The organism is Steroidobacter flavus, from assembly GCF_042651805.1.
Taxonomy (GTDB): domain Bacteria; phylum Pseudomonadota; class Gammaproteobacteria; order Steroidobacterales; family Steroidobacteraceae; genus Steroidobacter; species Steroidobacter flavus.
Map to the genome: position 1 here is coordinate 1,190,141 of NZ_JBHSDU010000015.1, position 26,082 is coordinate 1,216,222.

The window sequence follows — 26,082 nt, forward strand, 5'->3', positions numbered from 1 at the left end:
CGGTCAAGGCGACGCGAGCGCTTTAAGTGATTTCACCGAAGGTTCAGGCCAGCAGGTTCAGGAACAGCGTGATGATGAGTGCGTTGGTGAAGTCCATGAAGAACGCCCCCACCAACGGCGCGACCAGAAACGCACGCGGCGCCGGGCCATAACGTTCGACCAGCGAACGCATCACCGCCATGGCATTCGCGGTCGTGCCGAGCATGAAACCGGCGAAGCCGCCGGAGATCACGGCTGCTTCGTAGTCGCGTCCCATCCACTGATAGAGCGGCCACACGAACGCGAGCATGACCAGCAACAACTGCGCGGCGATGACGACCAGCAACGGCCCGGCCAGGCTCGACAGCTTGAGCAGATCGAGCGTCATCATCGCCATCACCAGAAACAACGACAGCGTGACGGCGCCCGCCATGTCGATATATCGATGCGGCAACTTCAGCCAACCCGTCACATCGTCGAAGTTACGCAGCGCCGATGCGGCCAGCATCGCGCCGATATAGGCAGGCATGGTGAGCCCGGTGCGCTGGATCGCGGCGCTGATCCACGAGCCCAGCCACATCGCGATCAGAAATATCGCAATGGTTTTCAGGACCCGCAAGACACGGGCACCCTCATCCTGAGGGTCTGATGCTTCCTGCACGTCGACAATCACAGATGAGGAGCGCGCAACCGTCGGAGTCTTCAACCCGCGCCGCTCGATGAGCGCAGTCGCAAGCGGTGCCCCCACCAAACTTCCCAAGATGATCCCCGCCATCGCAGTGGTGATAGCCACCGTTGACGCACCCGTCACACCGGCCTGTTCAAACAAAGGCGCGAATGCCAGCCCGGTCGCCGGGCCGCCCGTCAAAGTGACCGAACCTGTGATCACACCGAACAGAGGATTCAAGCCGAACGCAGTGGCAATCCCAATGCCCAGCAGGTTCTGCAAGACTGCAAACACGGAGCATAGCGCCAGCAGCACCAGAACCTGCAAACCACCCGCTCGTAGCAAACGCACGCTGGCCGCGAATCCCAGGCTGGTGAAGAACGCGATCATGAGCGGCTGCTGGGGCGACGTGTCGAACTCGATTGTCGGCAGCTCCAGAATGCGTGCGATCAGCATGCCCACGGCAGCGATCAATCCACCGATCACCGGCGCAGGCATGTTGACCCGTTCGAGCGGTGTCACGATACGACGGATGGCATAGCCCGCCAGCAGCAGCATGCTCGCCACGGCCGCGGTCTCGATCAAGCCGAGCTTCATGCGCCGCCGCCTGCGGCGGATGCGGGCAAATGCTTGCGCAGTTCAGCAATGAATCGCTGGCACACGCGTGACGGCGGTTGCTCTTCCAGCCAGATGCAATACACACCGAAAGAGATGCGGGGCGAGAGCCGGCGATATTCCAACCCCGAAGAGATCGGTGCACGCGCGGTGAACTCATCAACGACGCTGACGCCGGCGCCCTGCGCAACCAACGCGGCCGCTACATAAAAGGTGCGTACCGAAGCGATCTCGTTGACTTCAATCTGCTGACGTTCGAGTTCCGCCGCCAGCAACGCGCCAATCGGGCCGCTCCCGGTGAGACTGATGTAATCGCAGCCGCCGAGCTTGCGCAGATCGACACGTGAGTTGTTCCCGCCGAACGCGCCGTCCCGATGTAACAGCACCAGCTCACCCGAGCCGACCTGCACGGATTTCAGACGCGGATGATTCGGGGCGACGAAGCCGACCGCGAGATCGCTCTCCCGCTCATAGAGACAACGCAGGATGTCGGAGTGATCCAGCGTCTGGACGTCGAAAGTCACCTTGGGGTTCGCGGCTCGGAAACTCGCGACCGCCGCCGGCGTCACCGCCAGACCGAGCGAAGGCAGCACTGCGAGACGCAACCGCCCTTCGCCACCGGCGCGAAGATTCTTGATGGAAGCCTTCAGCGAGCCGACGCGCTTATAAACTTCGTCGACCTCGCGGAATAACAGATGAGCTTCCGGCGTGGGCACGAGCCGCCCCTTCTGACGCCGGAACAAGGGGAACCCCACCTGTCGCTCCGCATGTCGCAACGTCTTGCTGACCGACGCTTGCGATACATGCAGCTCTCGCGCGGCAACTGTGACCGAACCACTCGCGTACACCGCGTGAAAGATTTCGATCTGCCGCAGGTTCATGCTTGACGGAACGGGCTCATGTCCAACGAGGGCGGGCGCTGGGCAATGCTGTCGGCCACGAGCCGGGCGCTGCCACAGGCGAGCGTGAACCCCAGCGCCCCCTGACCGGTATTGAGCCAAAGATTCGAATAAGGCGTACTGCCGAGCACAGGCTTTCCACTGGGCGTCGCGGGTCGTTGACCGGACCAACCTTCAGCGCGATTGTAATCGCCGCCGCGTGGGAAAGCTGCACGCGCCTGCCTGCGCAGCAGCTCCAGACGACGCGGATCGGCCTTGGGACTGCCGGTGATATCGATCATGCCAGCGACACGCAGTCGCTCCCCGAGCTTCGCATACACGACCTTGTTATCGGCATCGGTGACACTCACGCCAGGCGCGCTGTGACCGGGATCCAGCGGGACGGTCAAGCTGTAGCCCTTCAATGGATACAGCAGCAACTTTACACCCAACGGGTCGAGCAGCCTCACGCTCGACATACCGGCCGCCACCACGAACGCGTCGGCCTCGACATCGCCTTGTTGTGTGCGAGCCGCCGCGACACGTCCGTTCGCGACATGCAGCTGCTGAATTTGCGAGCCATAGACGAATTCTGCCCCGTATTTTTCGCGTGCCAATCGCGCCAGTTCGACCGTGAACTGGTGACAATCGCCGACATCTTCGCTGGGGGTGTAGATGCCGCCGGCCAGCTCGGTCCGCAACGGCTCGATTGCCGGCTCCAGCGTCGTGCACGCCATGGGGCCGAGCGCCTGCTGCTCGCAGCCGAGCGCCGCCTGGAATTCCATCTGCCGCTGGGCCTGCTCAAAGGCCTGTCGATCCCGGAACAGGACCAGCTTGCCGTTGCGCTTGTAGTCGAAGTCGATGGACTCCTCGCGCACCAGAGCGTGGAGCAGCGAGCGGCTATAGAGGCTGAGCGCCAGCAAATGAGTGGTGGTCTGAGACGCCACCTCCTTGCGACAGGCTCGCAGGAATGCGAGCAGCCAACGCCATTGCAGACAATCCAGGCGCGGCGCGAAACGAAGCGCCGAGTCTCGCGCAAGAAGCAAGCTCGGCAGATTGGGCAGGATCGATGGCTGCGCGAGGGGCGCAACGTAGCTATAGCTGAGCTGTCCGCCATTGGCGAAGCTGGCCTCCAGCCCGACGCCTTCGCGCCGGTCGAGCAGCGTTACCCGATGGCCATCGCGTGCCAGATAGTACGCCGTGGTGACGCCTATCACCCCTCCGCCAAGCACGCAGACATGCATTACGTGGTCACTTCATATTTCCCGCTGCGGCTAGTGTAGTGGCGGGGGTTGCCCGCCACTACCGAAAAGAGAACCGAGTGACTTAACCCGCGGTTATGCCCGCCTCAGAACCTGGCGAGCAGGCGCAGATAGTAATAGCCGCCGTTGTAGCCGAACGGGCTCGCCGACGGATATCGGAACGGACCTTGCGGGTTGTTGATCGCGATGTATTCGTCCGGATACTGGTCGAAGGCGTTGTTGGCTCCCACCGTCACCGTGTACCTGTCGCCGAAGCGCCGGGCCACACTCACGTCCGCCAGCCACTCCTCCGAGAAGGTCTGGTCGAAGATCGGATTGGTAGTGCCGTAATAGTAATCGCCGTAGTAGAGCGCTCGGGCAAAGAAGGTCCAGTCGCCGAGCTCGTACGTGCCTGAGAAATTGAACGTGCGCCGCGGCTGGCCCTTAGAGTAAGTGATCAGGCTGTCCCGGTTGAACAACGGAATCGACGTGATGGCCGCCAGCTCGGCCGGCGTCGAGGCGATCCGGGTCACTTCGCGATTGTTGAAGTTCATCGCCGCGGTCAAGGTCAGCTGGCTCGCGTCGAAGTCGATGGTGTAGCGGCCGGTGACATCGAGGCCTTCCACTTTCGCGTCGATCGCGTTGGTCGGGAAGCTGGCGCCGCTGATGTTCGGATAACCGTTGGCCGCGTAGAACGCACGCGCACGCGCGTCGTTGAAGTTGCTCGACGACACGATCTGATCGCTCACCTCGATCTGATACACATCGACCGACAGGTTGAAGTGCGGACCGCCATCCAGCACGACACCGAAGCTCACGCTCTCCGACTCCTCCGGCTCGAGATCCTTCGCCCCCATCAATCGCGCCACCGGATCGGACGGCGGGAAGCGGCGCGTGACATACGAAACGCCCTGGATGAAGCTGGAACTGGTGCTGAGGTAATAGATATCGGCGAGCGACGGCGCGCGGAATCCCGTGCTGACACCGCCTCGGAAGGACAGCCAATCGGTCGCTGCGAAACGCAGGGCGAGCTTGCCGTTCAACGTGTCGCCGAAGTCGCTGAACTTCTCGTAGCGTCCGGCCGCCGACACGGTCAGGCGCTCCCAGAATTTGGTTTCCACATCGGCGTACACGGCATAGCTGGTCCGATCCACGTCGACTTCGTCGGTCGGTCGCAGCGAGCCGAAACCTTGCGAGCCAGCGGCGGTGATGGTGCCGGCGTTCGGGCCATCGAGCACTGGGACACCGCCGTGGATATAACCGGAAGGACTGCCCTGCTCCGTCGCATAACCGTCCCAGCGAAATTCAGCGCCGAGCGCCATATCGAGCGGCGCCTGCCAGCCGATCTCGAGGCTGCGCGTGAGATCGAAGTTGGTCACTGCCTGCTGCATGGTGTATTTGCCCGCGAAGAACGTCGTCGGGCTGTCGACGCCGAGCGAAGGATTCAACGTGTTGCTCGGATAGGGCCGCAGATTGTTCATGCCCCAGCCCTGACTCAGATCGAAGTCCCAGCCGCCCAGCGCGCCTTTCACGCCCGCAGTGAGCGAACCATCGGTGACGATGCCGACCATCAGAGGTTGGAAACCGTCGGGAAAGATCGCGCGCACATTGTTGTTATCGAGCGGCGCACGGAACACAAACGGCGTTTCGACTTCGCGACGCATGTAACCGCCGAACGCGTAGCCCGTGAGCTCGCCCATGGGCAGCTCGCTGTTCACGAACAGTCCCATGTCCTCGCTCTCCGGATCGCCGACCCGATACGTGTTGTATCGATCGATCGCGAACTCGCGCGGATCGAACGTGTCGCCCGGCTGCAGAACCGGCGTCGCGTCGCTGGCGCTGGTAGTCGGGAAGATGATCGGGTTGCCGTTACGCGTGCCGAAGTACATCTGCCGCTTGTCGTAGCCCTGGCGGTTGGTCTTGTCTCGTTTGCGATAGTAGAGCGAGCTGTGCACGAACCCGCCTTCGCCGATCTCGAAGCCATTGTCGAGCGACACCTCGGCGACTTCGCCGTCGCCTTTATAGGTCTGCCCGAGCGAAGTCTCGACCTGAGTGCCGAGATCTTTTCTCAGAATGACGTTCACGACGCCTGCGATTGCATCCGAGCCGTACTGAGCGGCGGCGCCATCGCGCAGCACTTCGATATGACCGATGGAACTGCTCGGCAAAGAGTTGAAGTCCGCCGCAGCCAGGCTGCCGTTGATGCCGAGATGCTTGCGCTTGCCGTTGACCAGAACCAGCACCTGCGACGCGTTGAGTCCACGAATCTGCACGCGCCGCATGAAAGAGCCACTGTTCGCTGTGCTGGTCGGCGGGAAATAGGCGGACGGCACCAACACCGATAGCATCGACGGCGTGTCGTTGTAGCCGCCGCTACGCAAGTTCTCTCGAGACAGCACGTCCACTGGCACCGGCGATTCGAGCTCGGTGCGATTGCTGAAACGCGTGCCCGTGACGATGACGGTTTGCACGCCTTCGGGAACTTCGGCGGTGCTGGCTGTTGTCGACGACTGACCGCTACCCGAACCATATCCCGCATCTTCGGTGACATACGCGACATTCAACGCCGCATAGTGCGGGAGCGACGGCAGCGTGCGCATGCCGGCTTCAGTCTCCAGCGCTTCGATGCCGATGACATTCTCGCCAGTGAGGCGATAGCGCAGCTGCGTGCCTTCGAGCAGTTGATTGAGCGCCTGCTCGACCGACATCTTGCCGCGAACGCCGCGAGTGCTCTTGTTGTCAGTGATCACGGCGGGCATCAACACTTGCACGCCCGCCTGATTCGACAACTGAATCAGCGCCGTCGACACTTTCTGAGGCGCGATCCCGAATGAAACAACCCGAGCCAGTCCTTGATCCTGCGCGTAGCAGGCGACACTGCAAGCCAACGCAGCGGTGGTCGCCAGCGGACGGCTCAGCACGCGGCACAAATGACGAATGGCGGACGACGACATGACCGATCTCCCCGTACTATTTGTTGAGATGCCACGGCCGCGTTGCCGTGTCATTCCATCAAGACAAGCGAGCGCTCCTAAGCGGAAATGTCTCCTGCAGATTTCTGTGCTGAGGGTCACTGCCGCTTCTTGAGTGACAGCCCGCCGGTCAGGCGTGGCTCGAGCTGCACCGGAAACACTTGCGGAAGCGCGTCGATCCACGCCTCGGTTGCCTGCGTAAACACCGTTCCCGAGAAAAGAATGTCGCCCGCCGCTGAATCGTCGATCACGATGGGCTGATGCGAATAACGATTGACGTCGGCGATCACGGCCGCGAGCGGCTCGTTGTGATATTCGAGCCGGCCTTGCTGCCAGGCCAGCGTGCTCGCCTCGGTCGCCGGCGTGATCGACGGCACCGAATCTCCCGAAACTTCCCACACGATGCGATTGCCGGCGGCAACCTTCGCGCTACCGCTCGGCGTCGAGACTTCGACGATGCCCTTGGTCACGCTCACCACGACTCGATCGTCGGCGTGGCGTACATTGAAGGCGGTCCCCAGCGCACGCACTTGCATGGTTCCAACTTGCACGACGAACGGTCGCTGCGGATTGCGAGCCACGGAGAAATACGCTTCGCCCGTCTCGCCCTCCATGACCAGCAATCGCAGATCCTCACTGTAATGCGAGCTCACCGTCGATCGGGCGGCGAGATCGACGGTGGAGCCGTCCGGCAGCGATGTTTGACGCACTTCGGCGATGGGCTCGGCCGGCGGAGACCAATGAGCGCTCACCAACCATCCAAGCGTCGCAGTCACAATCAGCAAACTCGCGGCGAGTGTTGGCCAACGGCGGCGCCACCCACTCGGCTGAGAGCGCTCGTCAGGCGTCGAGCGTCCCGCGAGCAGCGCGGCCACACTGGCGGCCTCGTCGTCGCCGATCAATCGTCCGCACTCGTGCCAGAACGATTGCATCTCCTCGAACGCGAGGCGATGACGCTCGTCGGCTTGATACCAGCGCAGCCACTCGGCGAGATCGTCCTGCGTAGCCTGCTCGTCGCGCAGGCGCAAGACCCAGAGCCACGCGGCTTCCAGTTCCGCCACGTCCACTCTATACGTCATTGACCTTTTGTTCCTTTAGCTGAGCCTTGGCTTCCGCCGGCGTGCAGCCGCGTACGCGCAACTTGCAGTACAGCCCGGCTCGCGCCAGGTAGTTGCGCACCATGCGCTCGTTGACACCCAGCTCGTTGGCGATCTGCTCCTGACTCCATTCCTTGAAGCGGTACAGGATGAAGGCCCGCCGGCAGTTCGGCGGCAGCTCGACCAGCGCACGGCGGAGCAGCCACAGTTGTTGTCGACCCAACACATGACGATCGGGGCTGAGCCAATCCACCGGCGGTGCCGGATCGTCCAGCCGATCGAGCGCGCCCCGCACTCGTCGTTGCTTGGCTCGATTGATGGCGATGTTGGCGGCGGTCTTGAACAGGTAGGCGCGCAGGAAACCGATCGCGTCGGGCCGATCGAGCTGCAACAGCTGCACGTACGCCTCTTGCGCGACTTCCTTCGCCTCCTGCGAATCGCGCACGCGAGTCATGAGGAACGCATGCAGCGCGCGATGGTGCAGCTGGATCAGGTGCTGCACCGTTTGGACGCGCGCGTCGTCGCTGCTGGACGGCGTTTCCACAGTCGATGTCAACTGAGAGTCGGGCGACATAAAGAGATAGACAGTCGACGCAGAGTAATCCGGCAATTCGTTGCGAGTCATTAGCCGGCGAGTTGACGAGGTATGCATTCGGGTTATGCATCACCGAAGAAATTTCCCACACGCTCTGGCGGTTCGGCAGGCAACAATGGAATGATCGCGTTGTTCGCTTTACTACGAGGGGTGTCCGTGAAGCGTCTATTAGTCTCCATCGTCTGCACGATCGCCGTCAGCCAGGCCTGCGCCTCCGCACGAGAAAAAAACCTCCCGGACACCGCCGTCGTGGATGAAATATTCGCGCCGTTCAACGGCGACCGCCCCGGCTGCTCGGTCGGCGTGTTCCGCAACGGCGAGACGGCCTTGCTTCGGAATTACGGCCTCGCCGATCTGGCCACGAAGGCGCCGCTGACCGCGGACACCGTTTTCTACATGGCTTCGGTGAGCAAGCAGTTCACCTCGCTCGCGGCGGCCAAGCTGATCGAGGACAGCAAGCTCGGCCTCGACGACGACATCCGCAAATGGCTGCCGGAGCTGCCGCGCTATGCAACGCCGGTCACCGTGCGTCGCTTGATGAATCACACCAGCGGCGCCCGCGAAGTGCTCGGCCTGTTCTCGCTGGCCGGCACGCAGAGCTATGAAACTCTGATGCCGCCGGAAGTGTTGCGAATGATGGTTCGCCAGAAATCCCTGAACTTCACCCCGGGCGCGCAATATACGTACAGCAACGGCGGTTACTTCCTGTTGGCCCAGGTGGTGGAGCGGGCTGCGGGAGAGCGCTTCGATGAGTTCGCCCGCAAGCGCATTCTCGAACCGCTTGGCATGAAGAGCAGCTACTTCCGTTACGGCGCCAATCCGGGCGGCGCCAACCTCGCGCACGGCTATGTTCGAGACGGCGCCGGCTACGCGGTCCGCGATACCTATCCGGGCTTCAGTGGCTCTGGCGGACTGATGAGCAGCGTGAATGACATGGCGAAGTACGATCACGACTTCCACGTCGGTCACAAGATCTGGACCGAGAAAACGCGGCAGATCATGTTGACGCCCGGCGTCCTCAACGATGGCAAGCTCATCGATGCCGGTAACGGTCTCAGCTACGCCAGCGGTCTGCGCGTCGGCACGCTGCGCGGACAACCGATCGTCGAACACAGCGGCGGCCATGCGGCGTTCACCAGCAACTACATGACGTTCCCCAAGCTCAAGGCGAGCGTGGTCTCGATCTGCAATATCGCCGATAACCCGGGCGGCTATAACCTGCGCGTTGTCGAGGCGCTGTATCCGAAGGCGTTCTCCGGGCCCAAGCCCAAACCGGAAGAGCGAGTGAAGCCCGCCGATACCCGGCAACCGATTCCTGCGGACACGTTGACTGCACTCGGCGTCGGCACGGCGCTGTATCGCTCGGAAGAAATCGACGCCGACTATCGCTTCATGCGCGACGGCGACAGCCTCGCGGTCGATGTGTTCTCCGATTTTGTCAGCGGCGGCCGCCCGGAAGGCTTCTCCGGAATATTGCTCGACTCGCCGGATGTACTGCGAGGTGAGTTCGGCAAGCTGCGACTGGAACGCGGCGCCGACAACGCCATCACAGGGTTCGTGCTCGAAACCGGCCGGCTCGAAGGCGGCGTGAAATTCACGCGAGTGGCGCCGTGATGGCATCCGCAACCATGCGTGCATGCTGGTTGGCGGCGGCCATCAGTGCGGCTTGTGCCGGATCGCCGGCATTCGCCAAGGAACAGAGCGACCTCATCATCGTCAATGGCACGGTTCACGACGGCAGTGACGCCGCGTCCCGGGTCGGCGATGTGGTGATTCGTGGCGATCGAATCGTCTATGTCGGTAGCAAGGCGCAGGAGAAATTCTCCGCCGGCAAGATCATCGACGCCACCGGCAAGATCGTGGCACCCGGTTTCATCGACCCGCACACCCATCCGGACGAGTTCATTCGCTCCAACGATCCGACCCAGCGCTTGACGGCCGCCTGGTTGTTTCAAGGCGCGACGACCTTGATGATCGGCGTCGACGGCGCCGGCACACCCGATCTCGATGCGGAAGATGCGCGGATCAAGAAGGACGGCGTCGGCCTGAACCTGGGCGCCTACGTCGGCTTTGGACGCATCCGTCAAAGCGTGCTCGAGCAAGACGCACGCGCCCCCACCGCCCAAGAGTTACAGCGGATGCAGTCCATGGTCGCCGATGGCATGTGTCAGGGCGCCTTCGGTTTGTCGACTGGTTTGTTTTACGCGCCGCAGAGCTTTGCGAAAACCGAAGAAGTGATCGCGGTGGCTCGGGAGGCCGCCACACGAGGCGGCATCTACGACACGCATCAAAGAGATGAGTCGTCTTATTCCATCGGCCTGCTCGGCTCCACGCGCGAAGTATTGCGCATCGGTCGCGAGGCTGGATTGCCCGTGCACTTCGCGCACATCAAGGCACTCGGCGTCGACGTGCATGGCGAAGCGGATGATGTGATCAAGTTGATCAACGAAGCACGCGCCGCCGGGCAAGTCGTCACTGCGGATCAATATCCCTGGCTCGCCTCGGGCACGGGATTGAGCGCGTCGCTGCTGCCTCGCTGGGCCGTCGATGGCGGGCGCCCCGCTCTGCTGAAACGGTTGGACAACAACGCGACCCTGCAGAAGATTCGCACGGAAATGCGCGAGAACTTGCGCCGTCGTGGCGGGCCCGACTCGCTGGTGCTGACCGTGGCCAGCTCGCCCTGGCATGGCAAGAAGCTCGGCGAGCTGGCGCGCGAGCGCGGCGAAGAGCCCATCGATGCCGCGTTGTTTGTAATCCGCGATGGCCGCGACGCGGCGGTCTCGTTCAACATGGACAACGACGATGTCATTCGCTTCATGCACCAGCCCTGGGTCGTGACCAGCTCGGACGGCTCGTCGGGCCATCCGCGTCAGTTCGCCACGTTTCCGCAGAAATATCGCGAGTACGTGCAGAAAGGCGTGATCACGCTGGGCGAATTCATTCGCAGCTCGACCGGTCGGACCGCCGATCTCCTGAGCCTCAAAGCTCGCGGCTATCTGCGCGAAGGTTACTTCGCCGATGTCCTCGTGTTCGATCCGAAGCGGTACGCGCCAAAGGCGGACTATTTACATCCGCGCGAGCTGTCTGAAGGGGTGACTCAGTTGCTGGTCAACGGCCAGCTGGCCATTGACGGCGGCAAACTCACCGGCATCGCCGCCGGCAAACTGCTGCGTCATGAAGCCAAAGGCAGTTGCCCGCAGAAGGTGTCGTCGCTCGTCAACTAATCGGCCATGACGGCGGCCGCCTCGCCGCCGTCATATCGAATCGTTCCTGCTGACGGCCGACTTGGGTTGACGTCGTGGCACATACCACAGCACGACGGCGACCGGCACGCCCAACGTGAGCCACGCGAGCACATCACCCGCGTCGTCCGACACCAGCGCGGAAATCAGGCCCACCGCCGTCAACGCACCCAGAACGATGGGCGCGGTCCAAACATCGACGCGCTCTTTCGCACTCACGACGCTGCCCCTTCGGCAGCGAGCGTGCCCAAGCGTGCTTCGATGGGCACGTTGCGCTTCTTGATCCACAGATACACGCCACTGCCGAGCACGACGATCGCGAGCACATCGAGCAGCGCCCAGAGAATCTTCAACACCATGCCGCCGTAATCGCCGAAATGCAGCGGTTGCGAGACCAGCAGCGCCTTGACGTACCAGGGCATCGAGCGGCTATCCACAAAATTGCCATTCGCCGCATCGACCAATACCGGCGTCAGCAACTTCGACGTGATCGGGGTCGCGCCATGCATGAAAGCGACGTAGTGATGCGGGCTCGAAAAAGCGGTGCCGGGAAACGCCATGAAGCTCAGCTCGGTGCCAGGCGCCACCGCGAGCGCAGTCTTCACCGCGGCGTCAGCTGAAGCGAGCTGCTGGACCGGCGGCTCATTTTTATATTTCGCCGTCATTTCGCCCATCTCGGTCTGCTGCCACAGTCCGAGAATCGGAATCGCCAGCGTGTTGATGACGCCGGTCACTCCCACCGTCAGCACCCACATCAACGTCGCGATGCCGAGCAGATTATGCAGATCGAGCCACTTCAGCCGCGTCGAACGACCGTGCCGGACCGTACCGAACGGCAGCTTGCGCATGAACGGCCCGTAAACCACCGTGCCCGACACCAATGACGCCGCGAGCAGCAATCCCATGAAGCCGAGGAACAACGTGCCCGGCAGGCCCGTGAACATGTCGTAGTGCAGGCGGAACATGAAATTCATGAAGCCCTGATTGAGCGGATACTCATGCAGGAAATCGCCGGTGCGCGCATCGAACATATAAAACGCCGAAGCCTCGGGGGCGTTCGGGGTCTCGGCCATGGACACGAACCATGCATTCGGTTCGTCGGGATCGCGTGAAACAAACGTCACCACATCCTGCGGTCGCTTGGCCTGCGCGGAGGAAACGATCTGATCGAGACTGACGGTGCTGGTGACGCCCGGGCGTTCCGGAGGTTCCACCGAGTAGCCGGTCGCATGATCGATCTCATGATAGAAAATCAACGGCAGCCCGGTGATGCACAACATGAGCAGGAACAGCGTGGACACCAGACTGGTCCACTTGTGCACCCAATACCAACGTCGAATCGAGGACGCGCTCAGCATGTCGACCATCCCGGGGAGAAGCGCCCTTTATACCGTCAGACCCGGCGCCAATGCAAACCATTATCATTTGGCCGCCGGACCAAGTCTCAGATTCGCTGGAAAATGTTGACGCTCCGGTCAGGATCCGGTCAGTAACCCCGGTTTCCACGTGACCGGCCAGTCACATAACGACACGACGCGCGCATATAGCCATCGGTGGTTGGACATCCCCTGCCCCACCCACCAATGTTTGCTGACAAATGTTTGTTCTGGCCATCGACCGGGGAGTCCTCGTGACCGATCGTTTTGTTTCGCGCCTCGTCAGCGGCGCGTTGTTAATTAGTGTCGTCAGTACGGCGAGCTTCGCCGCCGAAGATGTCGAACAAGTGGTGGTCACCGGTCGCCGAATCTCAGAAGCATCCGCTGCGATCGGCACCGACTCCATCAGCAACACGATCTCAGTGACACGTGAAGCTCTGCTCTCCGCGCCTTCCGGCATCTCCGGCTTGAAGATGCTGGAGTCGTTGCCCGGCTTCAACGTGCAGGCGAACGACGCGCTCGGTCTTTATGAGTTCGGTAACTCCGTGTTCGTGCGCGCCTTCAATTTTCAACAGATCGGCTTCCTGCTCGATGAGATTCCCATGGGCCGCTCCGATCAGTTCGGCGGCAGCCCGATCTTTCGTTACGTCGACAACGAAAACCTGGGCCGGGTCGCGGCCTCGCAGGGCGCCGGCGATGTTTCCAGAGCCAGCTATGCGTCGCTCGGCCCGATCGTTCAATATCTGAGCGTCGATCCCGCGGCGGACTTCGGCGTCACGCTCGCGCAGACCATTGGCAGCGACGACCTGCGTCGCTCCTTCATCAAGGTGGAAAGCGGCGAAATCGGCGGCTTCTCCGGCTACCTGAGCCGTTCCAAGATCGACGGCGATTTGTGGCGCGGCCCGGGCTCGATCGATCGCGAGCACATCGAAGCGAAACTTCGCTATCGATTCAGCGACACCCACGACCTCACGTTCCAGGCCGTGTACAACGACTTCTTCGACTACGACACACCGGCCATCACCAAAGCGCAGTACGCGGGCACGGCCAACGATCTGTTCGGCCGCAGCGGTCGTTACTTTGCATATCTGGGCTACGTGCCGGATCTGCCGCCGAGCGTCGCCGGTGTGGCCTACTCCAACACGGGCTACAACCAGTATTACCAGCAGGCCATCAATCAACGGACCGATTATTTGTTCGGGCTGACCGATCGGGTGCAGCTCGGCGAGCGATGGCACCTGACGACCGCTCTTTACTATGAGGACAAGGACGGCTATGGCGTGTCGCCGGAGGCGTACTCGACGTCCATTGCACGTTACAACTCCGAAGCTCCCTTCGTGCCCGGCCTGGTCGCGCCGCGCGGCCTGCAGTATGGCCTGTCGACTATTTCGGGCGATCGTAGCGGCATCAGCACCCGTCTGGAATACGAAGTGGGTATTCACACATTGCAGGTCGGTGCGTGGTACGAAGTCGATGACTATCACCGCACGCAGGCGCGCTACAACCAGGTGGGCGGCAACCCCGCCGGTCAGCCGCTGCTCAATGAACCTGTCCACTTGCAACGCGACCACACTTCAGAGCGCGACTCTTTGCAGGTCTTCGTGAAAGATACGTTGTCGCTGCTCGACGATCGGTTGCAGCTCGAGGTGGGCTTCAAAGCGCTGAATCTGGACTACGAAATCGAGGGCTATCGCAACGCCGCCGATTACATCGCCCGCCGTCGAGCGCGCATCGTCGATAGTTGGGACGATTCGTTCCTGCCGCAGGTCGGCGCGGTGTTCTCGGTGAATGCCACCGATCAGATCTTCGCGTCCTACTCCGAGAACCTGGCTCTACCTCGTGGCGCCGACGATGTGTTCGCGGGCCCGGACAATCCGCTCGTGATCCAGACCCTGGATGCGGAAACGTCCAAGAATGTCGAGATCGGCTATCGCACCAACCGGCCCACGTTCAACGCCGCGCTGGCGATCTATCAAACATCGTTCGAGAACTTTTTGCAGGCGTACAGCGTCACGGTGGCGGGCGGCGGTGGCCGCACCGAAACGTTCTATGCGAACGTCGGCGCCGTGGAAGCTTATGGCGCCGAGCTGAGCGGCGTCTGGAAGCCGCACCTCCTGCAAGAGAAGGTGTACTTCAACGCCAACCTCACCTACAACGTCGCGGAATTTCAGGACAACTACGCCACCACCAATCTCAACACCGGCGGCGCGCTGACCAGTCTGCCGATCAAGGGCAATCGACTGCCGGATAACGCCAAGTATGTGCTTCAGTCGGGCGTGACGTTCGAGCCGTCGTCCTGGGTCGTCGTGAATCTGTCGGCGCGCTACTTGAGCAGCCGATACAGCGACTACTTGAATGCCGAGCAGATCGGCGGCTACACCATCTACAACGCCTATGTGGATCTCGGCGGCGAAGGACTGGATCTCGGGCCGGTGCGCGATCTGAAGTTGCGCTTCAATGTCGACAATCTCACCGACAAGGATTATCTCGGCACGATCACCACGGTGGTTACCGGTGCGGCGACGTTCCGGCCCGGCCCGGATCGCACCTACCAGGCGACTCTGACGGCAAAGTTCTAATGATTGAGGAAAGCCCGCGTGCGCAAGGATGCGTGCGCGGGTCCCATCGATCGATCACTCCGTTCCTGCACGCTTCGCATAGTCCTCGGCGGCCTTCAGCACGCGTAACGCGTTGCCGCTCCAGATCTTCTCGATGTCCGCCGCGCTATAGCCTTCCTTCAGCAGCCGTGCCGTGATTTTCGGAAGCGCGGTGATGTCGTCCATCCCGACGACGCCACCACCGCCATCCCAATCGGCGCCGATACCGACATGCTCCGGTCCGACGAGCCGCAATGCATGCAGTAGATGATTCATGAAATCTTCGAACGTCGCCCGTTCCGCCGGATATTGCTTGTCGATGGCCTGACGAGCCGCGCGTCGCTCCGCCACCTTATCCGCCGGCACATTGTCGGCTGGTCCGTATTTCGCATTCAGTGCGGCGAGCGCCTTGTCCCGCTGGGGGTTCGGCGGAATTTGTTTCATGTAGGCGCCCAGCGAGTTCATCTGGATCACCCCGCCGCTCGCGGCCAGCTTGCGGAGTCGATCGTCGTCAACATTGCGAGGGTGATTGAACACCGCCCGGCATCCCGAGTGCGACAACAGCACCGGCGTCCGGGACAGCTCGATCAGCTGATCGAGCACGTCGTCGGACGCATGCGACGCATCCAGCACGATGCCGAGCCGATTGGCTTCGACGACCAGTTGCTTGCCCAGCGGGCTCAAGCCGTTCCACTCCTTCGCGGGGTCCGTCGCCGAGTCGGCGAGATCGTTGTTTCGGAAATGCACCGGCCCGAACAAGCGCACGCCGAGCGAATAAAACGTCCGCAACAACGACGGATCCAGTCCCAGCGGATAGCCATTCTCGATGCTCAGATAGACCACTCGCTTTCCCTGGGTGGCGATGCGAGCAGCATCGGCGGACGTAAGCGCCAGTTCAAAGCTCTGCGGATAACGGTCGACGATCTGATGAATGCTCAGCGCCCGGAGCAACGCCGTGTCACGAGCAGCGGCAAAGCCCTCCGGCGTCCGCGGCCCCTGCCCCGTGTAAATCGCCCAGAACCCGCCATCGAGCCCGCCTTCGACCATGCGCGGCAGGTCGACTTGCGAGCGGTCATCGTCGTAAGAATGGCGATCGGTGATGTTCCAGCCGGGCTTCACGAAATTGGCGGGCGCATCCAGATGCGTGTCCAGCACCAGCATCCGCTCGTGCAGGCGCCGTGCTTCGGCCTCATCGGTCGCGCTCTGCGCTTGTGTGGAAACGCTCATCAAGGCTGCCGCTGTCAGCGACAGACGGCAGGCCCACATCAACATCGATTTCATTCTTTGGTCTCGTAAGCTTCGGGCCCCGGCGGCACGTCGGGGAGCGGCTCACTGTAGCCGAATCCACGGTTGCCGTCCGGCCCGATCACGCCGGCACCGGGTCCGATTAACTCACCTGACAAGTTGCTCTCGTTACATGCATATTCTTTCTGGCCCAGTCCCTCGTCGGCACGCGCCCAGGTGCGCTTGAACGTGAACGGTCGCGAGTAGTACTCGAGGTCGGTCACCGTCATCTCGAGCTTGAGGTGGTGATAGTCGGGCCGCGACCAGCGCTCGATCACAACGGTCTGGTCGCTGGTGGGGTTGCCGTTCTCGTCCAGCCAGATCCGATCCTTGACGCTGTCCTTCAGGCCTCGCGTCTCGATGACCAGCGTGTCGCCTTCCCAATGCGCGATCGGATGGCCGAAGTACAACGGCTCCAGGTTCTTACCGTGCTTCAGCTTCGGATCGATGGTGACCAGTCGCGACGTGTTGTAGTTGTACGTCGTGGCGAGCCGCTGCGGTGTATGCAGAATCTCAAACGGCAGACCGCTGCCGTTGTGACGAGGAATGCCGCCGAGAATGCACTGAGCTTCCGGATCGACGGTATGGTTCTGCGTGTAGATCAATGCGCGCTTGCCCACCTCGTTGAACGGCAGAATGAAGTTCGGCTCGTCCTTGCCCAGATTGCCGCCAGGCTTGCCCGGTTCTTTCAATGGACGCCAGAATCCAGTGAGATCGGGTTTCCCATCGAGGCCTCGCGGTGTTGGTTGCGCCGGACCCGTATAAGCCTGGCCGCGCATCAGTTGCGACGTTTGATCGCCGTCGGGTGGAGTCTGGGCACTGGCCATCAAGGACAGCGACGCGAGCAGTGCGCCGCCTGTGAAGCGATGAATGTTCAGCATGTGCGTGACTCTCTTTATCGTGCGGCAGCGGACGGCGGCGATGGCAGATCCGACGGCTTGGGTTTGTTCGGACGGAACAACCAATACGCCGTGCCTCGCGAAGAGCTCACCGAGCCCAGCGGCAGATCGGGCACGATCTGGAAGTTCGGACCGTAGCCGCGATTGCCATTGGGGCCGATGACGCCCGGGCCCGGCTCCAGGTGAGTCACGACCCACGGCGTGTTCCATTCGCACGAGAACTCCTTCAGTCCCTCGCCTGGCGCGCCAATCACCCAGCTGCGTCGATAGTGGATGGGTTTGCTGTAGTACTCGGTATCGATATAGGTCAGCGAGAGATTCAGATGATGAAAGTTTGGACGCGACCAGCGCTCGATGACGCGAGCCTTGGCACTTTGCGGATTGCCGTTGTCGTCCAGCCAGACGCGGCCGTCGGCGCTGTCCTGGAAGCCGATGGATTCGACCACCAGCTCATCGCCTTCCCAATGCCCGACCGCGTTGCCCAGATATTCCGGGTCCGGATCGTCTTCGAGCTTGCGGCCGTCGAGCCATACCCAGCGGTGCCAGCTGAGCTGATGAAACGTGCCGAGACGTTTCGGCGTGTGCAGGATCTCGAACGGCAGCACGCTGGTCAGCAGGCGCGGAATGCCCGTGATGATGCATCGGGCTTCGGGGTCGACGACTTTGGTGAGATTGTTTCGCAGGACCTGCTCGCCCCGCGCGCTGTACGGCAGGCGAAAGCCAGGCTCGTCCTTGCCCAGGTTGCCATCGGGCTTGCCGGTCTCGTGCAGCAGCTTCCAGTAACCGGTCAACAGCGGCTTGCCTTCCGCGTCACGCGGCGTCGGCACGTTCGGGCCGCGATATTCCTTACCCAGCAGCACCTCCGCTGAGGGCGGCAACGTTTGGGCCAATCCGACCTGCGCGAATAAAGTCACAACTGCCGCCAGCATCGGCCGGCACCGGAAAGCAAACATATCTTCGTCGCCCTCTTTCGATACATCTGGAAGCGACCATGACACCACAAATGCGCACGTTCTACGCGACCGCCGCGGCTCGTTCCGCGTCGTTACTCAGCTGATCAAACAAATGTGCCGTTTGTGACCGGAAAGCGACGTTCTCCAATCCGTTTCGGTGACCGCATACCGCGCGACTCGACTCGCGCCGCGCGCGTGGTACTGTGAACAAACGTATATTGTTCTTACATCGACGGATGCTTCCATGAACCTTCGCAACTCGTTCGTGCTCGGCGCCGCGCTCGCTGCGGTGTCGTTCGGCTCAGCTCAGGCGCATCACTCGTTTGCTGCCATGTACGATGCCGCGAAGCCCGTGCGCTTGGTCGGCAAGCTGATTCGAGTGGAATGGACCAATCCGCATTCTTACTTTCATCTGGAAGTGACCGGCAAGGATGGCAACGTTTCCACCTGGGCCTGCGAAGGCGCCGGCCCGGGCGCGTTGTCCCGTCGCGGCTTCAACAAGAGCGACATCAAGATCGGCGACACGCTCATCGTCGACGGCTATCTGGCCAAAGCCGGCGGTAAGATCATCGATGCGCGGCGCGTGACATTGCCCGATGGCAAAGTCGTCAGCGGCGGCACTCCGGGCGATGGCGGCCCCGGCGAAGCCGCGGGAGCCCGCCCGCCTTCCGGCTGATCTCACCACCCTCATGAGAATTCTGGTCGCGGATGACGACACGGAGCTGCTCGGCCTGCTGCAGTTCTCGTTGAGCCAGGCTGGCTACGAGGTCCTCACGGCCGTGGATGGCTCCGGGGCGCTCGCAACGTTTCAACGAGAGCTGCCGGACTTCGCGCTGCTGGATTTCACCATGCCGCAGCTGGATGGGCTGGCCGTGTGCCGAGAGATCCGGCAGCGCTCGACCATTCCCATCATGATGCTCACTGCTCGCAATCGCGAAGACGATCTGGTTGCGGCGTTGGACAGCGGTGCCGATGACTTTGTCACCAAGCCCTTCAGCCCACGCATTCTGCTCGCGAGAATACGCTCGCTCGTTCGACGGACGGAAAGCCCGCCCGCGGCATTTGTCGAAACCGGCGTGGCCCGCTTCGATCCCACGCAACGCACGCTGCAACTCGGCGGCGACGCGCCGTTTCGATTGACCTCGCTCGAGACCAAGATGGTCGGGCTGTTCCTGAACAGCCCCGGCCGGACCATTCTCACCGAGCAGATCGCCCGCCACTTGTGGGGACGCGCCAGCGCGCATGAGCGCCACACATTGAAACAACTCATCTATCGGTTGCGGCAGAAGATGGAGCAGGATCCTTCCAACCCCCGCGTGCTTCAGACCACCGCGGGCGCCGGCTACAGGTTTGTCGTCGAGTGAGCCGCGCCGTCGATATAACAAATCGTTCTCGACATGCATCGTTTGGTTCTGTGACTGATATTTCGCCCTGAATCGACTGACGCCGTGACCGCGGCGCCGATATCTTCAAATCATCGGGTGCTGCGCGCCTGCAAACATCGGAGCTGAATCATGAACCTGCGCCCGCTTCTGCTGGCCGGAACGCTGGCACTGGCCGCTTTGTCGTCCGCGTGGGCCGATGAGACCGGTCTGCAGTGGCAATGGCGTGTCGAGCCGAGTAAGGTCAACGCCGGCGATGAGGTGGAGATCGTGTTCTCCGCCGCGATTCCCGAAGGACAGATTCTTTATTCGTCCGACTTCGCCGCTGAGCTGGGCCCGCGCCCGGCGAAGTTCGTGTTCGAAGCGAATGATTCTGTCGAACTGCAAGGTCCGGTTACTGCCGTCCAGTCGCAGCGTCGCAAGGATAAAGTCTTCGGCACCGAGTACACCTATTTTGCCAGCCGCGCCGAGTTCCGTCAGAAGGTGCGTGTGCTGAAGACTGGAACGAACGTGACCGGACGCATCGACGGCCAGACCTGCCAGGAGAAGGACGGCGTCTGCCTGCTGTTCAAAGAGCCGTTCTCGGTGCGATTGAATTGATCATCACAAGGCGGAGGTCTCATGCTCGCGAAGAATGAAAAAGCTTTGGGTTTCGGTGGAATCGTGGTCGCGCTGGCGCTGGCCAGCGGCATCGCGTCCGCGGACGGCAAGGTGACATTGTCAGGCGCTGAGGAAGTGCCGGCCGTGACGACCAGCGCCAGCGGCACCGGCACAATCACTATCAAGGACGATAAGACCGTGACCGGTAGTGTCACGACCAAGGGTGTCGAAGGTGTGGCCGCTCATATTCATCTCGCACCGGTCGGGAAGAACGGCCCGCCGGTCATCACGCTCGTGAAGAAGAGCGACGCCGAGTGGAGCGTGCCAGAAGGCTCGAAGCTCAACGACGAACAGTACGCCGCCTACAAGGCTGGCAATCTGTACGTGAACGTGCATAGCGCCGCCAACAAGGGCGGTGAGATTCGGGCCCAGCTCAAGCCTTGATGTTTCCTGGCGCAGCCGCGCTCGCGGCTGCGCCCCACCCTGCAAACGCCGCGGCGGCCACGAGCCGCGCGATAATCAAAGACTGGCATGTCCCTCTCCGTACTGATTCAGCACCTGTATGACTCGCCGCTCGCCACCGCGATTCGCGAGTCCGAAACTCTGTTTCCGGTGCTGCAGACGTTTCATATCGTCGGCACCATTCTGCTGGCCGGCGCCATCGCCATCGTCGATCTCACGTTGCTTCGCGTGCTGTTCCCAGGCACCGCCCCGGAACAACTCATCCGTTCGCTGCTGCCCATTACCTGGCTGGGATTCGGTGTGATGCTGGTGAGCGGTGGATTGCTGTTCGCCGCTCAGTCGGCGCGCATCTATACCAACTTCTTCATGCAACTGAAGCTGGGGCTGCTGGCGATCGCGTTGATCAATGTCGCCCTCTTCCATGCGACGACATTCCGTCACGCCGTCCGCTGGAGCGATGCTCGCGAAGCGCCCGCCAGCGCCCGCGCCTTCGCAGCTGCTTCCCTGGTCTCGTGGACCGCCGTCATCGTCACTGGCCGCTTCATCGCCTACTTCTGAGCGCGCTCTCCGTATGTTCCTTTACGACTTCTTCGTCTGGCTCGGCGAGACTGCGATTGGTAGCTACCTCAATCAATCCACCGCCGCGTTCGCCGCGACTGAATCGCTGCATATCATTGCGTTGTCGATGGTTGGTGGCGCCGTACTGATCACGCATCTATCGGCACTTGGCCTGACGCTCCGATCGCTGCCGCCCGCGACCGTCGTGCGCAATCTGCAACCGGTCGCGTATCTCGGCCTCGCGCTCGTCACTGTTTCAGGCCTGCTGCTCGTGGCCGCGGGACCGTTCAAGTACTACACGAACCCGCTATTTCCAGTGAAGCTCGGCCTGCTCGCGGCCGCCCTTGCCTCACACACATGGCTAACTCGCCGCCTCGCCAGCGGTCTCGCTCACGCCAGTGCCGCGACAATCGTCACCCGCGCGCTCGCGCTTGCGTCGCTCTTGCTCTGGACCGGCGTCGTCATCGCCGGCCGATGGCTCGGCCTCATCTGACGCTAGCGCCAGCGGCTCATTATCGGCCGATGGTTAGGGCCTCAGTTGATCCTCGGGCCGGCGTGGTCATTGCCGACCGACAGTTGAGGCCTCATTTGATCCTGGCGTCAGCGGCTCATTATCGGCCGATGGTTAGAGCCTCAGTTGATCCTCGGGCCGGCGTGGTCATTGCCGACCGATAGTTGGGGCCCCATTTGATCATGGCATCGGCGGGTCATCGCCGGCCGATAGTTGGGGCCTTATTTGATCATGGCGTCAGCGGCTCATTACCGGCCGATGGTTAGGGCCTCAGTTGATCCTCGGGCCGGCGTGGTCATTGCCGACCGATAGTTGGGGCCCCATTTGATCATGGCATCGGCGGGTCATCGCCGGCCGATAGTTGGGGCCTCATTTGATCATGGCCTCAGCGGGTCGTTGCCGGCCGATAGTTGGCGCCTCATTGATCATGGCATCAGCGGGTCATTGCCGGCCGATAGTTAGGGCCTCATTTGATCATGGCCTCAGCGGGTCGTTGCCGGCCGATAGCTGGGGCCTCATTTGATCATGGCACCGGCGAGACACATTACCGGCGCTCTTTATCGGCAACTCAACTTCGTTGTGCCTTAGCCGTCCGCTCCACCTCGCGGAACACGCGAAGGAAGTTGCCGCTCCAGATCTTGCCGATCTGCTCTTCCGTATAACCTCGCTTCACCAACTCGCGGGTCACGTTGAGTGCGTCGGCCTCGTTGCTGAAGCCGGTCACGCCCGCGCCGTGGTTGAAGTCCGTGCCGATGCCGACGTGGTCGACGCCGATGCGTTTGGCGATGTAGTCGATGTGATCGATGTAATCCTTCAGGGTGGCGACCGGTCGAACTGTCGCGGTGGCATTCAGGTACTGCTCATTGCGCTCCTTCGACAGACTCTCAGTACCCTCCGTGTAGTTGTTCCGGACCGGATCGAACTGACCCTTCACCCCATACTGATCGCGCACAGCCTGCATCCGGGCGGCGTAGTCCGCGGGTGGCTTCGCGATGTAGGGATTGAACGGCGTGACATGGACGACGCCACCATTCTTCTTGATCGCATCGAGCTCGGCATCGCTCAGATTGCGCGTGTTGTCGACCAACGCCCGGGCAGCGGAATGGCTGGCGATCACCGGGGCTTTCGTCAGTTGTAACACCTGGAACACGCCATCCGGCGTGAGCTGGGCCACGTCGACGATGATGCCTAACTGATTGAGCTTGGCCACGGCCTGCTTACCCAAGGGCGACAACCCCTTGTGCTCAACGCCCTCGCCAGCAGACGGCCGGGACGAATCGGCGAACGCGTTGTTGCCAGCGTGCGTGAACGCGAAGATGCGCACGCCCTGCTCATACAGCCTATCGATGCCATCCAGTTTGCCGCCAAGCGAGCGCGCATTCAAAAAACTGGGAATGACGACGATCTTGCCGTCACCATGCAAGCGCTCAACATCAGCGGCCGTCTTCGCAAACCCCACCTCGCTGGCATTGTCACGAACGAAAGCCTGGATGGCCGCAACCTTCGCATCGGCCTCGGCTTTGGCCTCCGCATCGCCTTGAGCCGTTCTCGGTCCAGGTCCCACGGCAATCGCCAGCGCGATGGCATCGACGCCGCCGGCCTTGAGCTTGGAAACATCCGCCGCCGACTTCCCATCCTTGCCCCAATAGCGCTTCGGCGTGTCCGGCAGCAACACATCGACATGACTGTCGAGCGTCAGCACCCTCGAATGAATGTCACGCACGCGTGCTTCGAGCGAGGCTTGCTCAGCGCCGGCCGCGTACACAAAGGGAGTGACCAGGGCCAGAGAAACAGCGAGCCCACGAACCGAGCGAGAGAGAGCCGAATGCGTGTCCATACAATCCTCGAAGTGTAAAGTGGGAGTGGGCGGGTTAGCGAGCGCTCGTAGCCTGGGCGGTGAAACGTCGATCCGTCAGCGTCCGCAGGAAACTTTCGATATCTTCGATCTCCTCCGGCGTGAGCCGCAGCGGCTCGCCCATCGAAGCATCGCGCCCCTTCTGACCCGGAACGACTTTGTCAGGCTCACTGTAATAAGAGATCACTTCCCGCAGCGTCTTGAACATGCCGTTATGCATGTACGGCGCGGTCACTGCGACATTACGCAGTGTCGGCACTTTGAACTGACCGTCATCGGCAGGATTGCCGGTGACCTTGCCGCGCCCGCGATCGCTCAGCTGAGCGCCATCGAACAGACCGATATTGCGAAAACGTTCCGAGGTGAAGTCGTTGCCGGAATGACAATCGGCGCACTTCGCCCGGCCGATGAACAGCAACCGGCCGCGCTTGGCCGATGCGGAGATCGCCGAGTCGTCGCCCAGGTTGAAGCTGTCATACGGCGTGTCGAAGCTCTTGAGCGTTTTCTGAAACGCAGCCAGCGCACGCCCCACGGTGCGCGGAGTGATCTTGCCCTCATACGCAACGGCAAACAGTTGTTTGTAGTCCGCGCTCGCCTCGAGGCGCTGAATCGCCTCGGCGATGGGCAGATTCATCTCGATGGGATTCTCGATAGGAAAGATCGCCTGATCTTCCAGCGTCTCGGCGCGGCCATCCCAGAACATCGACGTGCGGCCGCCGACATTCAACAGCGTCGGTGTATTCCGCTCGCCCTTCGCGCCGCCGACACCGACGCTGAACGCCACGTCGTCGGCAAACGCCTTCTCTGGCTTGTGACAGGACGCGCAACTGACGGTGCGATCGCTCGACAGCAACGGATCGGAAAACAGCTTTCTGCCCAGCTCGACCCGAGCCGCATCGCGTTCCTGCAGGTCAGAGAGCGCTGGCGCCGCCCAAAGGACGGCGCTCAGCAGAATCACTTGATAGAACGAGCGTGCCATCAGGGCCCTTTGACCTGACTCACGTTCGAGTACGGATCGGGCTCGGCGATCAACTCATCCAGCACGTGGTTGAACTTGGTGACGTAGTCCTTGAAGTACTGGCCGGTCACCTCGCCGGTGTACCCAGTGTAGATTTCGCGCACTTCACCGTTGCGGTCGATCAGCAACGTGGTCGGAAACGCCGCCATATAGTTCAAGCCCGCCAGCTTCTCAGTCGCGACCTTCTTGTCGGCGACGCCGCCGAACACCAAGTCATACTGAATGTCGAAGAAGCTCTGGAACTTGCCGACCGTCTTCTGGAAGTACTCGAAGCTGTCTTCCTGCTCGAACGCGATGGCAATCGCCTCGACGCCGCGATGTTTGTTCTGCTTGAACCAGGGCGCCAGGAACTTGGTTTGATCCGTGCAGTTCGGGCACCAGGTGCCGATCACTTCGACGATCACCACCTTGCCGCGATACTTATCGTCCTTCAGCGACACCGGCTGACCCTTCAGGTTCGGGAACGTGAAGTCGATGCGCGTCTGACCTTCCTTCAAGCGGGTCAGCTTGTAGGGATCGGCCAGCTCGACATTGTCGCTACGCTCGCCTTCAAAGCGCGCGACGTTATAAATGCCGCTGCCCGAGGAGCCCTGCAGGTTGCCATCCTCGTCCACCGTGCCCTTGATCAGGCGCGGGCTCGGGCCGCTGAAGTGCGACAGATAGAAACGATTGCCCTGCACGATGCCGTCGAGCTCACGCGTATCGCCGACCGACGTCATGATCACGCCACTCAGATGCGTGCCGTCCTGCTTGAACAGGCCGACCTGATTACGGCGGTTGTCACGCTCATTGTTGTTCTTGTCGCGCAACTCCGCGTCATCCGCCTGATGCAGAGCCCACTTGCCGGTCAGATCCACAGCCGCAGCGGCCTGTTTGGAAGGCTCGACGAAGCGCCAGCTCCTGCCATACTCGGCGGTGAACGGCAGGTTGCGCGCACCTTTGCGCTTCGGCACCAGGTCGCGGTACTCGCCCTGGAGGTGCTTGCCGTCAACGATCTTGATCGCCAGCGCCGCGTCATACGTGTTCATCGGCACCGACAGCTCATCGTCGGACACACGCTCGACCACGAAGTGATCGCGTCTGGTGCCATTGATCAACGAGAACTTCGCGCCGGCCGCGTCCTTGCCCTTGACTTCGAAGTTGAAGGGAATCGCTTCGCCGTCGACGGTGAACTCGCCGCGCCACACGCCCTCATCCGGGAATTTCTTGGGGCCGGCAAACGCCGACGCCGCCGATACGCACGCCACCAGCAGCACGGCTGCCTGGCCGAATCTCACCGCGCGCCTGATCATGACTTCACT

The 26,082-nt window shown here is 61.8% G+C and carries 23 protein-coding genes; 9 read left to right on the forward strand and 14 right to left on the reverse strand.

Annotated elements, in window-relative coordinates; all coding sequences use genetic code 11:
- Window positions 1-43: 43 nt before the first annotated feature.
- The 6 genes from ACFPN2_RS32860 to ACFPN2_RS32885 form a co-directional block, all read right to left on the reverse strand.
- Entirely contained in the window at window positions 44-1,243 is a 1,200-nt protein-coding gene (locus ACFPN2_RS32860; RefSeq protein WP_380604661.1) for a sodium/glutamate symporter, read from the reverse strand.
- Window positions 1,240-2,142 carry a LysR family transcriptional regulator gene (locus ACFPN2_RS32865; RefSeq protein WP_380604663.1) on the reverse strand — a complete coding sequence of 301 codons (903 nt, stop codon included), beginning with the start codon at window positions 2,140-2,142 and terminating at the stop codon, window positions 1,240-1,242. The genes ACFPN2_RS32860 and ACFPN2_RS32865 overlap by 4 nt, the downstream gene beginning before the upstream one ends.
- On the reverse strand, window positions 2,139-3,383 hold the full coding sequence (locus tag ACFPN2_RS32870; RefSeq protein ID WP_380604665.1) for a D-amino acid dehydrogenase: 1,245 nt from the start codon (window positions 3,381-3,383) through the stop codon (window positions 2,139-2,141). The genes ACFPN2_RS32865 and ACFPN2_RS32870 overlap by 4 nt, the downstream gene beginning before the upstream one ends.
- Window positions 3,384-3,487: 104 nt before the next feature.
- Window positions 3,488-6,334, reverse strand: a complete 2,847-nt coding sequence (locus tag ACFPN2_RS32875; RefSeq protein ID WP_380604667.1) for a TonB-dependent receptor domain-containing protein — start codon at window positions 6,332-6,334, stop codon at window positions 3,488-3,490.
- 116 nt (window positions 6,335-6,450) lie between these two features.
- Window positions 6,451-7,431: a FecR family protein gene (locus tag ACFPN2_RS32880; RefSeq protein WP_380604669.1), complete on the reverse strand. Its 981-nt coding sequence runs from the start codon at window positions 7,429-7,431 to the stop codon at window positions 6,451-6,453.
- Window positions 7,421-8,005 carry an RNA polymerase sigma factor gene (locus tag ACFPN2_RS32885; RefSeq protein WP_380604671.1) on the reverse strand — a complete coding sequence of 195 codons (585 nt, stop codon included), beginning with the start codon at window positions 8,003-8,005 and terminating at the stop codon, window positions 7,421-7,423. The genes ACFPN2_RS32880 and ACFPN2_RS32885 overlap by 11 nt, the downstream gene beginning before the upstream one ends.
- A 195-nt stretch (window positions 8,006-8,200) precedes the next feature.
- Here ACFPN2_RS32885 and ACFPN2_RS32890 point away from each other — a divergent pair, with 195 nt between their 5' ends.
- Complete coding sequence (locus ACFPN2_RS32890; protein WP_380604673.1) at window positions 8,201-9,658, forward strand: serine hydrolase domain-containing protein; 1,458 nt, start codon at window positions 8,201-8,203, stop codon at window positions 9,656-9,658.
- The gene (locus ACFPN2_RS32895; protein ID WP_380606717.1) at window positions 9,658-11,268 is read left to right on the forward strand and encodes an N-acyl-D-amino-acid deacylase family protein; all 1,611 of its coding nucleotides are present in this window, start codon (window positions 9,658-9,660) and stop codon (window positions 11,266-11,268) included. The genes ACFPN2_RS32890 and ACFPN2_RS32895 overlap by 1 nt, the downstream gene beginning before the upstream one ends.
- A 30-nt stretch (window positions 11,269-11,298) precedes the next feature.
- Here the strand turns inward: ACFPN2_RS32895 and ACFPN2_RS32900 are convergent, their stop codons facing one another.
- Window positions 11,299-11,505 (reverse strand): hypothetical protein, encoded by a 207-nt coding sequence (locus ACFPN2_RS32900; RefSeq protein WP_380604675.1) that lies wholly within the window; start codon window positions 11,503-11,505, stop codon window positions 11,299-11,301.
- Window positions 11,502-12,641: a PepSY-associated TM helix domain-containing protein gene (locus ACFPN2_RS32905; RefSeq protein WP_380606719.1), complete on the reverse strand. Its 1,140-nt coding sequence runs from the start codon at window positions 12,639-12,641 to the stop codon at window positions 11,502-11,504. Before ACFPN2_RS32905 ends, ACFPN2_RS32900 begins: the two co-directional genes overlap by 4 nt.
- A gap of 242 nt (window positions 12,642-12,883) precedes the next feature.
- On the opposite strand from ACFPN2_RS32905, the gene ACFPN2_RS32910 reads away from it, so the two are divergent.
- Window positions 12,884-15,241 (forward strand): TonB-dependent receptor domain-containing protein, encoded by a 2,358-nt coding sequence (locus ACFPN2_RS32910; RefSeq protein ID WP_380604677.1) that lies wholly within the window; start codon window positions 12,884-12,886, stop codon window positions 15,239-15,241.
- A gap of 54 nt (window positions 15,242-15,295) precedes the next feature.
- Here the strand turns inward: ACFPN2_RS32910 and ACFPN2_RS32915 are convergent, their stop codons facing one another.
- From ACFPN2_RS32915 to ACFPN2_RS32925, 3 genes are read right to left on the reverse strand one after another with little or no spacing between them, the layout of a single operon-like run.
- Complete coding sequence (locus ACFPN2_RS32915) at window positions 15,296-16,540, reverse strand: dipeptidase (protein WP_380604679.1); 1,245 nt, start codon at window positions 16,538-16,540, stop codon at window positions 15,296-15,298.
- A complete protein-coding gene (locus ACFPN2_RS32920; protein ID WP_380604681.1) occupies window positions 16,537-17,424 on the reverse strand; it encodes a hypothetical protein in 888 nt (295 codons plus the stop codon). The genes ACFPN2_RS32915 and ACFPN2_RS32920 overlap by 4 nt, the downstream gene beginning before the upstream one ends.
- Before the next feature lie 14 nt (window positions 17,425-17,438).
- On the reverse strand, window positions 17,439-18,371 hold the full coding sequence (locus tag ACFPN2_RS32925) for a hypothetical protein (RefSeq protein WP_380604683.1): 933 nt from the start codon (window positions 18,369-18,371) through the stop codon (window positions 17,439-17,441).
- A 268-nt stretch (window positions 18,372-18,639) separates the two neighbouring features.
- Between ACFPN2_RS32925 and ACFPN2_RS32930 the strand changes: the two genes are divergently transcribed.
- The 6 genes from ACFPN2_RS32930 to ACFPN2_RS32955 all read left to right on the forward strand — a co-directional run bounded on the left by ACFPN2_RS32930 (window position 18,640) and on the right by ACFPN2_RS32955 (window position 21,890).
- A complete protein-coding gene (locus tag ACFPN2_RS32930) occupies window positions 18,640-19,071 on the forward strand; it encodes a DUF6152 family protein (protein ID WP_380604685.1) in 432 nt (143 codons plus the stop codon).
- Window positions 19,072-19,084: 13 nt separating this feature from the next.
- Window positions 19,085-19,759, forward strand: a complete 675-nt coding sequence (locus ACFPN2_RS32935; RefSeq protein WP_380604687.1) for a response regulator transcription factor — start codon at window positions 19,085-19,087, stop codon at window positions 19,757-19,759.
- Between the two features lie 150 nt (window positions 19,760-19,909).
- Window positions 19,910-20,377: a protein-disulfide reductase DsbD domain-containing protein gene (locus tag ACFPN2_RS32940; protein WP_380604689.1), complete on the forward strand. Its 468-nt coding sequence runs from the start codon at window positions 19,910-19,912 to the stop codon at window positions 20,375-20,377.
- A gap of 21 nt (window positions 20,378-20,398) precedes the next feature.
- A complete protein-coding gene (locus tag ACFPN2_RS32945) occupies window positions 20,399-20,821 on the forward strand; it encodes a CHRD domain-containing protein (protein ID WP_380604691.1) in 423 nt (140 codons plus the stop codon).
- Between the two features lie 87 nt (window positions 20,822-20,908).
- Window positions 20,909-21,397 (forward strand): DUF6644 family protein, encoded by a 489-nt coding sequence (locus ACFPN2_RS32950; protein ID WP_380604693.1) that lies wholly within the window; start codon window positions 20,909-20,911, stop codon window positions 21,395-21,397.
- Window positions 21,398-21,410: 13 nt separating this feature from the next.
- Complete coding sequence (locus ACFPN2_RS32955; protein WP_380604695.1) at window positions 21,411-21,890, forward strand: DUF6644 family protein; 480 nt, start codon at window positions 21,411-21,413, stop codon at window positions 21,888-21,890.
- 586 nt (window positions 21,891-22,476) lie between these two features.
- On the opposite strand, the gene ACFPN2_RS32960 is transcribed toward ACFPN2_RS32955, so the two are convergent.
- The 3 genes from ACFPN2_RS32960 to ACFPN2_RS32970 are packed head-to-tail and all read right to left on the reverse strand — an operon-like array spanning window position 22,477 to window position 26,073.
- Window positions 22,477-23,745, reverse strand: coding sequence for a dipeptidase (locus tag ACFPN2_RS32960; protein WP_380604697.1), 1,269 nt, complete (start codon window positions 23,743-23,745; stop codon window positions 22,477-22,479).
- Window positions 23,746-23,779: 34 nt separating this feature from the next.
- On the reverse strand, window positions 23,780-24,742 hold the full coding sequence (locus ACFPN2_RS32965) for a cytochrome-c peroxidase (protein ID WP_380604699.1): 963 nt from the start codon (window positions 24,740-24,742) through the stop codon (window positions 23,780-23,782).
- Window positions 24,742-26,073 carry a peroxiredoxin family protein gene (locus tag ACFPN2_RS32970; protein ID WP_380604701.1) on the reverse strand — a complete coding sequence of 444 codons (1,332 nt, stop codon included), beginning with the start codon at window positions 26,071-26,073 and terminating at the stop codon, window positions 24,742-24,744. Before ACFPN2_RS32970 ends, ACFPN2_RS32965 begins: the two co-directional genes overlap by 1 nt.
- Window positions 26,074-26,082: the final 9 nt, after the last annotated feature.

Bases quoted from the DNA above. Each gene is read 5' to 3' on its own strand.
- ACFPN2_RS32930 (WP_380604685.1), top strand. From the start codon at position 18,640: ATGAACCTTCGCAACTCGTTCGTGCTCGGCGCCGCGCTCGCTGCGGTG.
- ACFPN2_RS32860 (WP_380604661.1), bottom strand. From the start codon at position 1,243: ATGAAGCTCGGCTTGATCGAGACCGCGGCCGTGGCGAGCATGCTGCTG.
- ACFPN2_RS32940 (WP_380604689.1), top strand. From the start codon at position 19,910: ATGAACCTGCGCCCGCTTCTGCTGGCCGGAACGCTGGCACTGGCCGCT.
- ACFPN2_RS32950 (WP_380604693.1), top strand. From the start codon at position 20,909: ATGTCCCTCTCCGTACTGATTCAGCACCTGTATGACTCGCCGCTCGCC.
- ACFPN2_RS32955 (WP_380604695.1), top strand. From the start codon at position 21,411: ATGTTCCTTTACGACTTCTTCGTCTGGCTCGGCGAGACTGCGATTGGT.
- ACFPN2_RS32970 (WP_380604701.1), bottom strand. From the start codon at position 26,073: ATGATCAGGCGCGCGGTGAGATTCGGCCAGGCAGCCGTGCTGCTGGTG.
- ACFPN2_RS32945 (WP_380604691.1), top strand. From the start codon at position 20,399: ATGCTCGCGAAGAATGAAAAAGCTTTGGGTTTCGGTGGAATCGTGGTC.
- ACFPN2_RS32935 (WP_380604687.1), top strand. From the start codon at position 19,085: ATGAGAATTCTGGTCGCGGATGACGACACGGAGCTGCTCGGCCTGCTG.
- ACFPN2_RS32880 (WP_380604669.1), bottom strand. From the start codon at position 7,431: ATGACGTATAGAGTGGACGTGGCGGAACTGGAAGCCGCGTGGCTCTGG.
- ACFPN2_RS32895 (WP_380606717.1), top strand. From the start codon at position 9,658: ATGGCATCCGCAACCATGCGTGCATGCTGGTTGGCGGCGGCCATCAGT.
- ACFPN2_RS32960 (WP_380604697.1), bottom strand. From the start codon at position 23,745: ATGGACACGCATTCGGCTCTCTCTCGCTCGGTTCGTGGGCTCGCTGTT.
- ACFPN2_RS32910 (WP_380604677.1), top strand. From the start codon at position 12,884: ATGTTTGTTCTGGCCATCGACCGGGGAGTCCTCGTGACCGATCGTTTT.
- ACFPN2_RS32915 (WP_380604679.1), bottom strand. From the start codon at position 16,540: ATGAAATCGATGTTGATGTGGGCCTGCCGTCTGTCGCTGACAGCGGCA.
- ACFPN2_RS32920 (WP_380604681.1), bottom strand. From the start codon at position 17,424: ATGCTGAACATTCATCGCTTCACAGGCGGCGCACTGCTCGCGTCGCTG.
- ACFPN2_RS32925 (WP_380604683.1), bottom strand. From the start codon at position 18,371: ATGCTGGCGGCAGTTGTGACTTTATTCGCGCAGGTCGGATTGGCCCAA.
- ACFPN2_RS32870 (WP_380604665.1), bottom strand. From the start codon at position 3,383: ATGCATGTCTGCGTGCTTGGCGGAGGGGTGATAGGCGTCACCACGGCG.
- ACFPN2_RS32965 (WP_380604699.1), bottom strand. From the start codon at position 24,742: ATGGCACGCTCGTTCTATCAAGTGATTCTGCTGAGCGCCGTCCTTTGG.
- ACFPN2_RS32875 (WP_380604667.1), bottom strand. From the start codon at position 6,334: ATGTCGTCGTCCGCCATTCGTCATTTGTGCCGCGTGCTGAGCCGTCCG.
- ACFPN2_RS32865 (WP_380604663.1), bottom strand. From the start codon at position 2,142: ATGAACCTGCGGCAGATCGAAATCTTTCACGCGGTGTACGCGAGTGGT.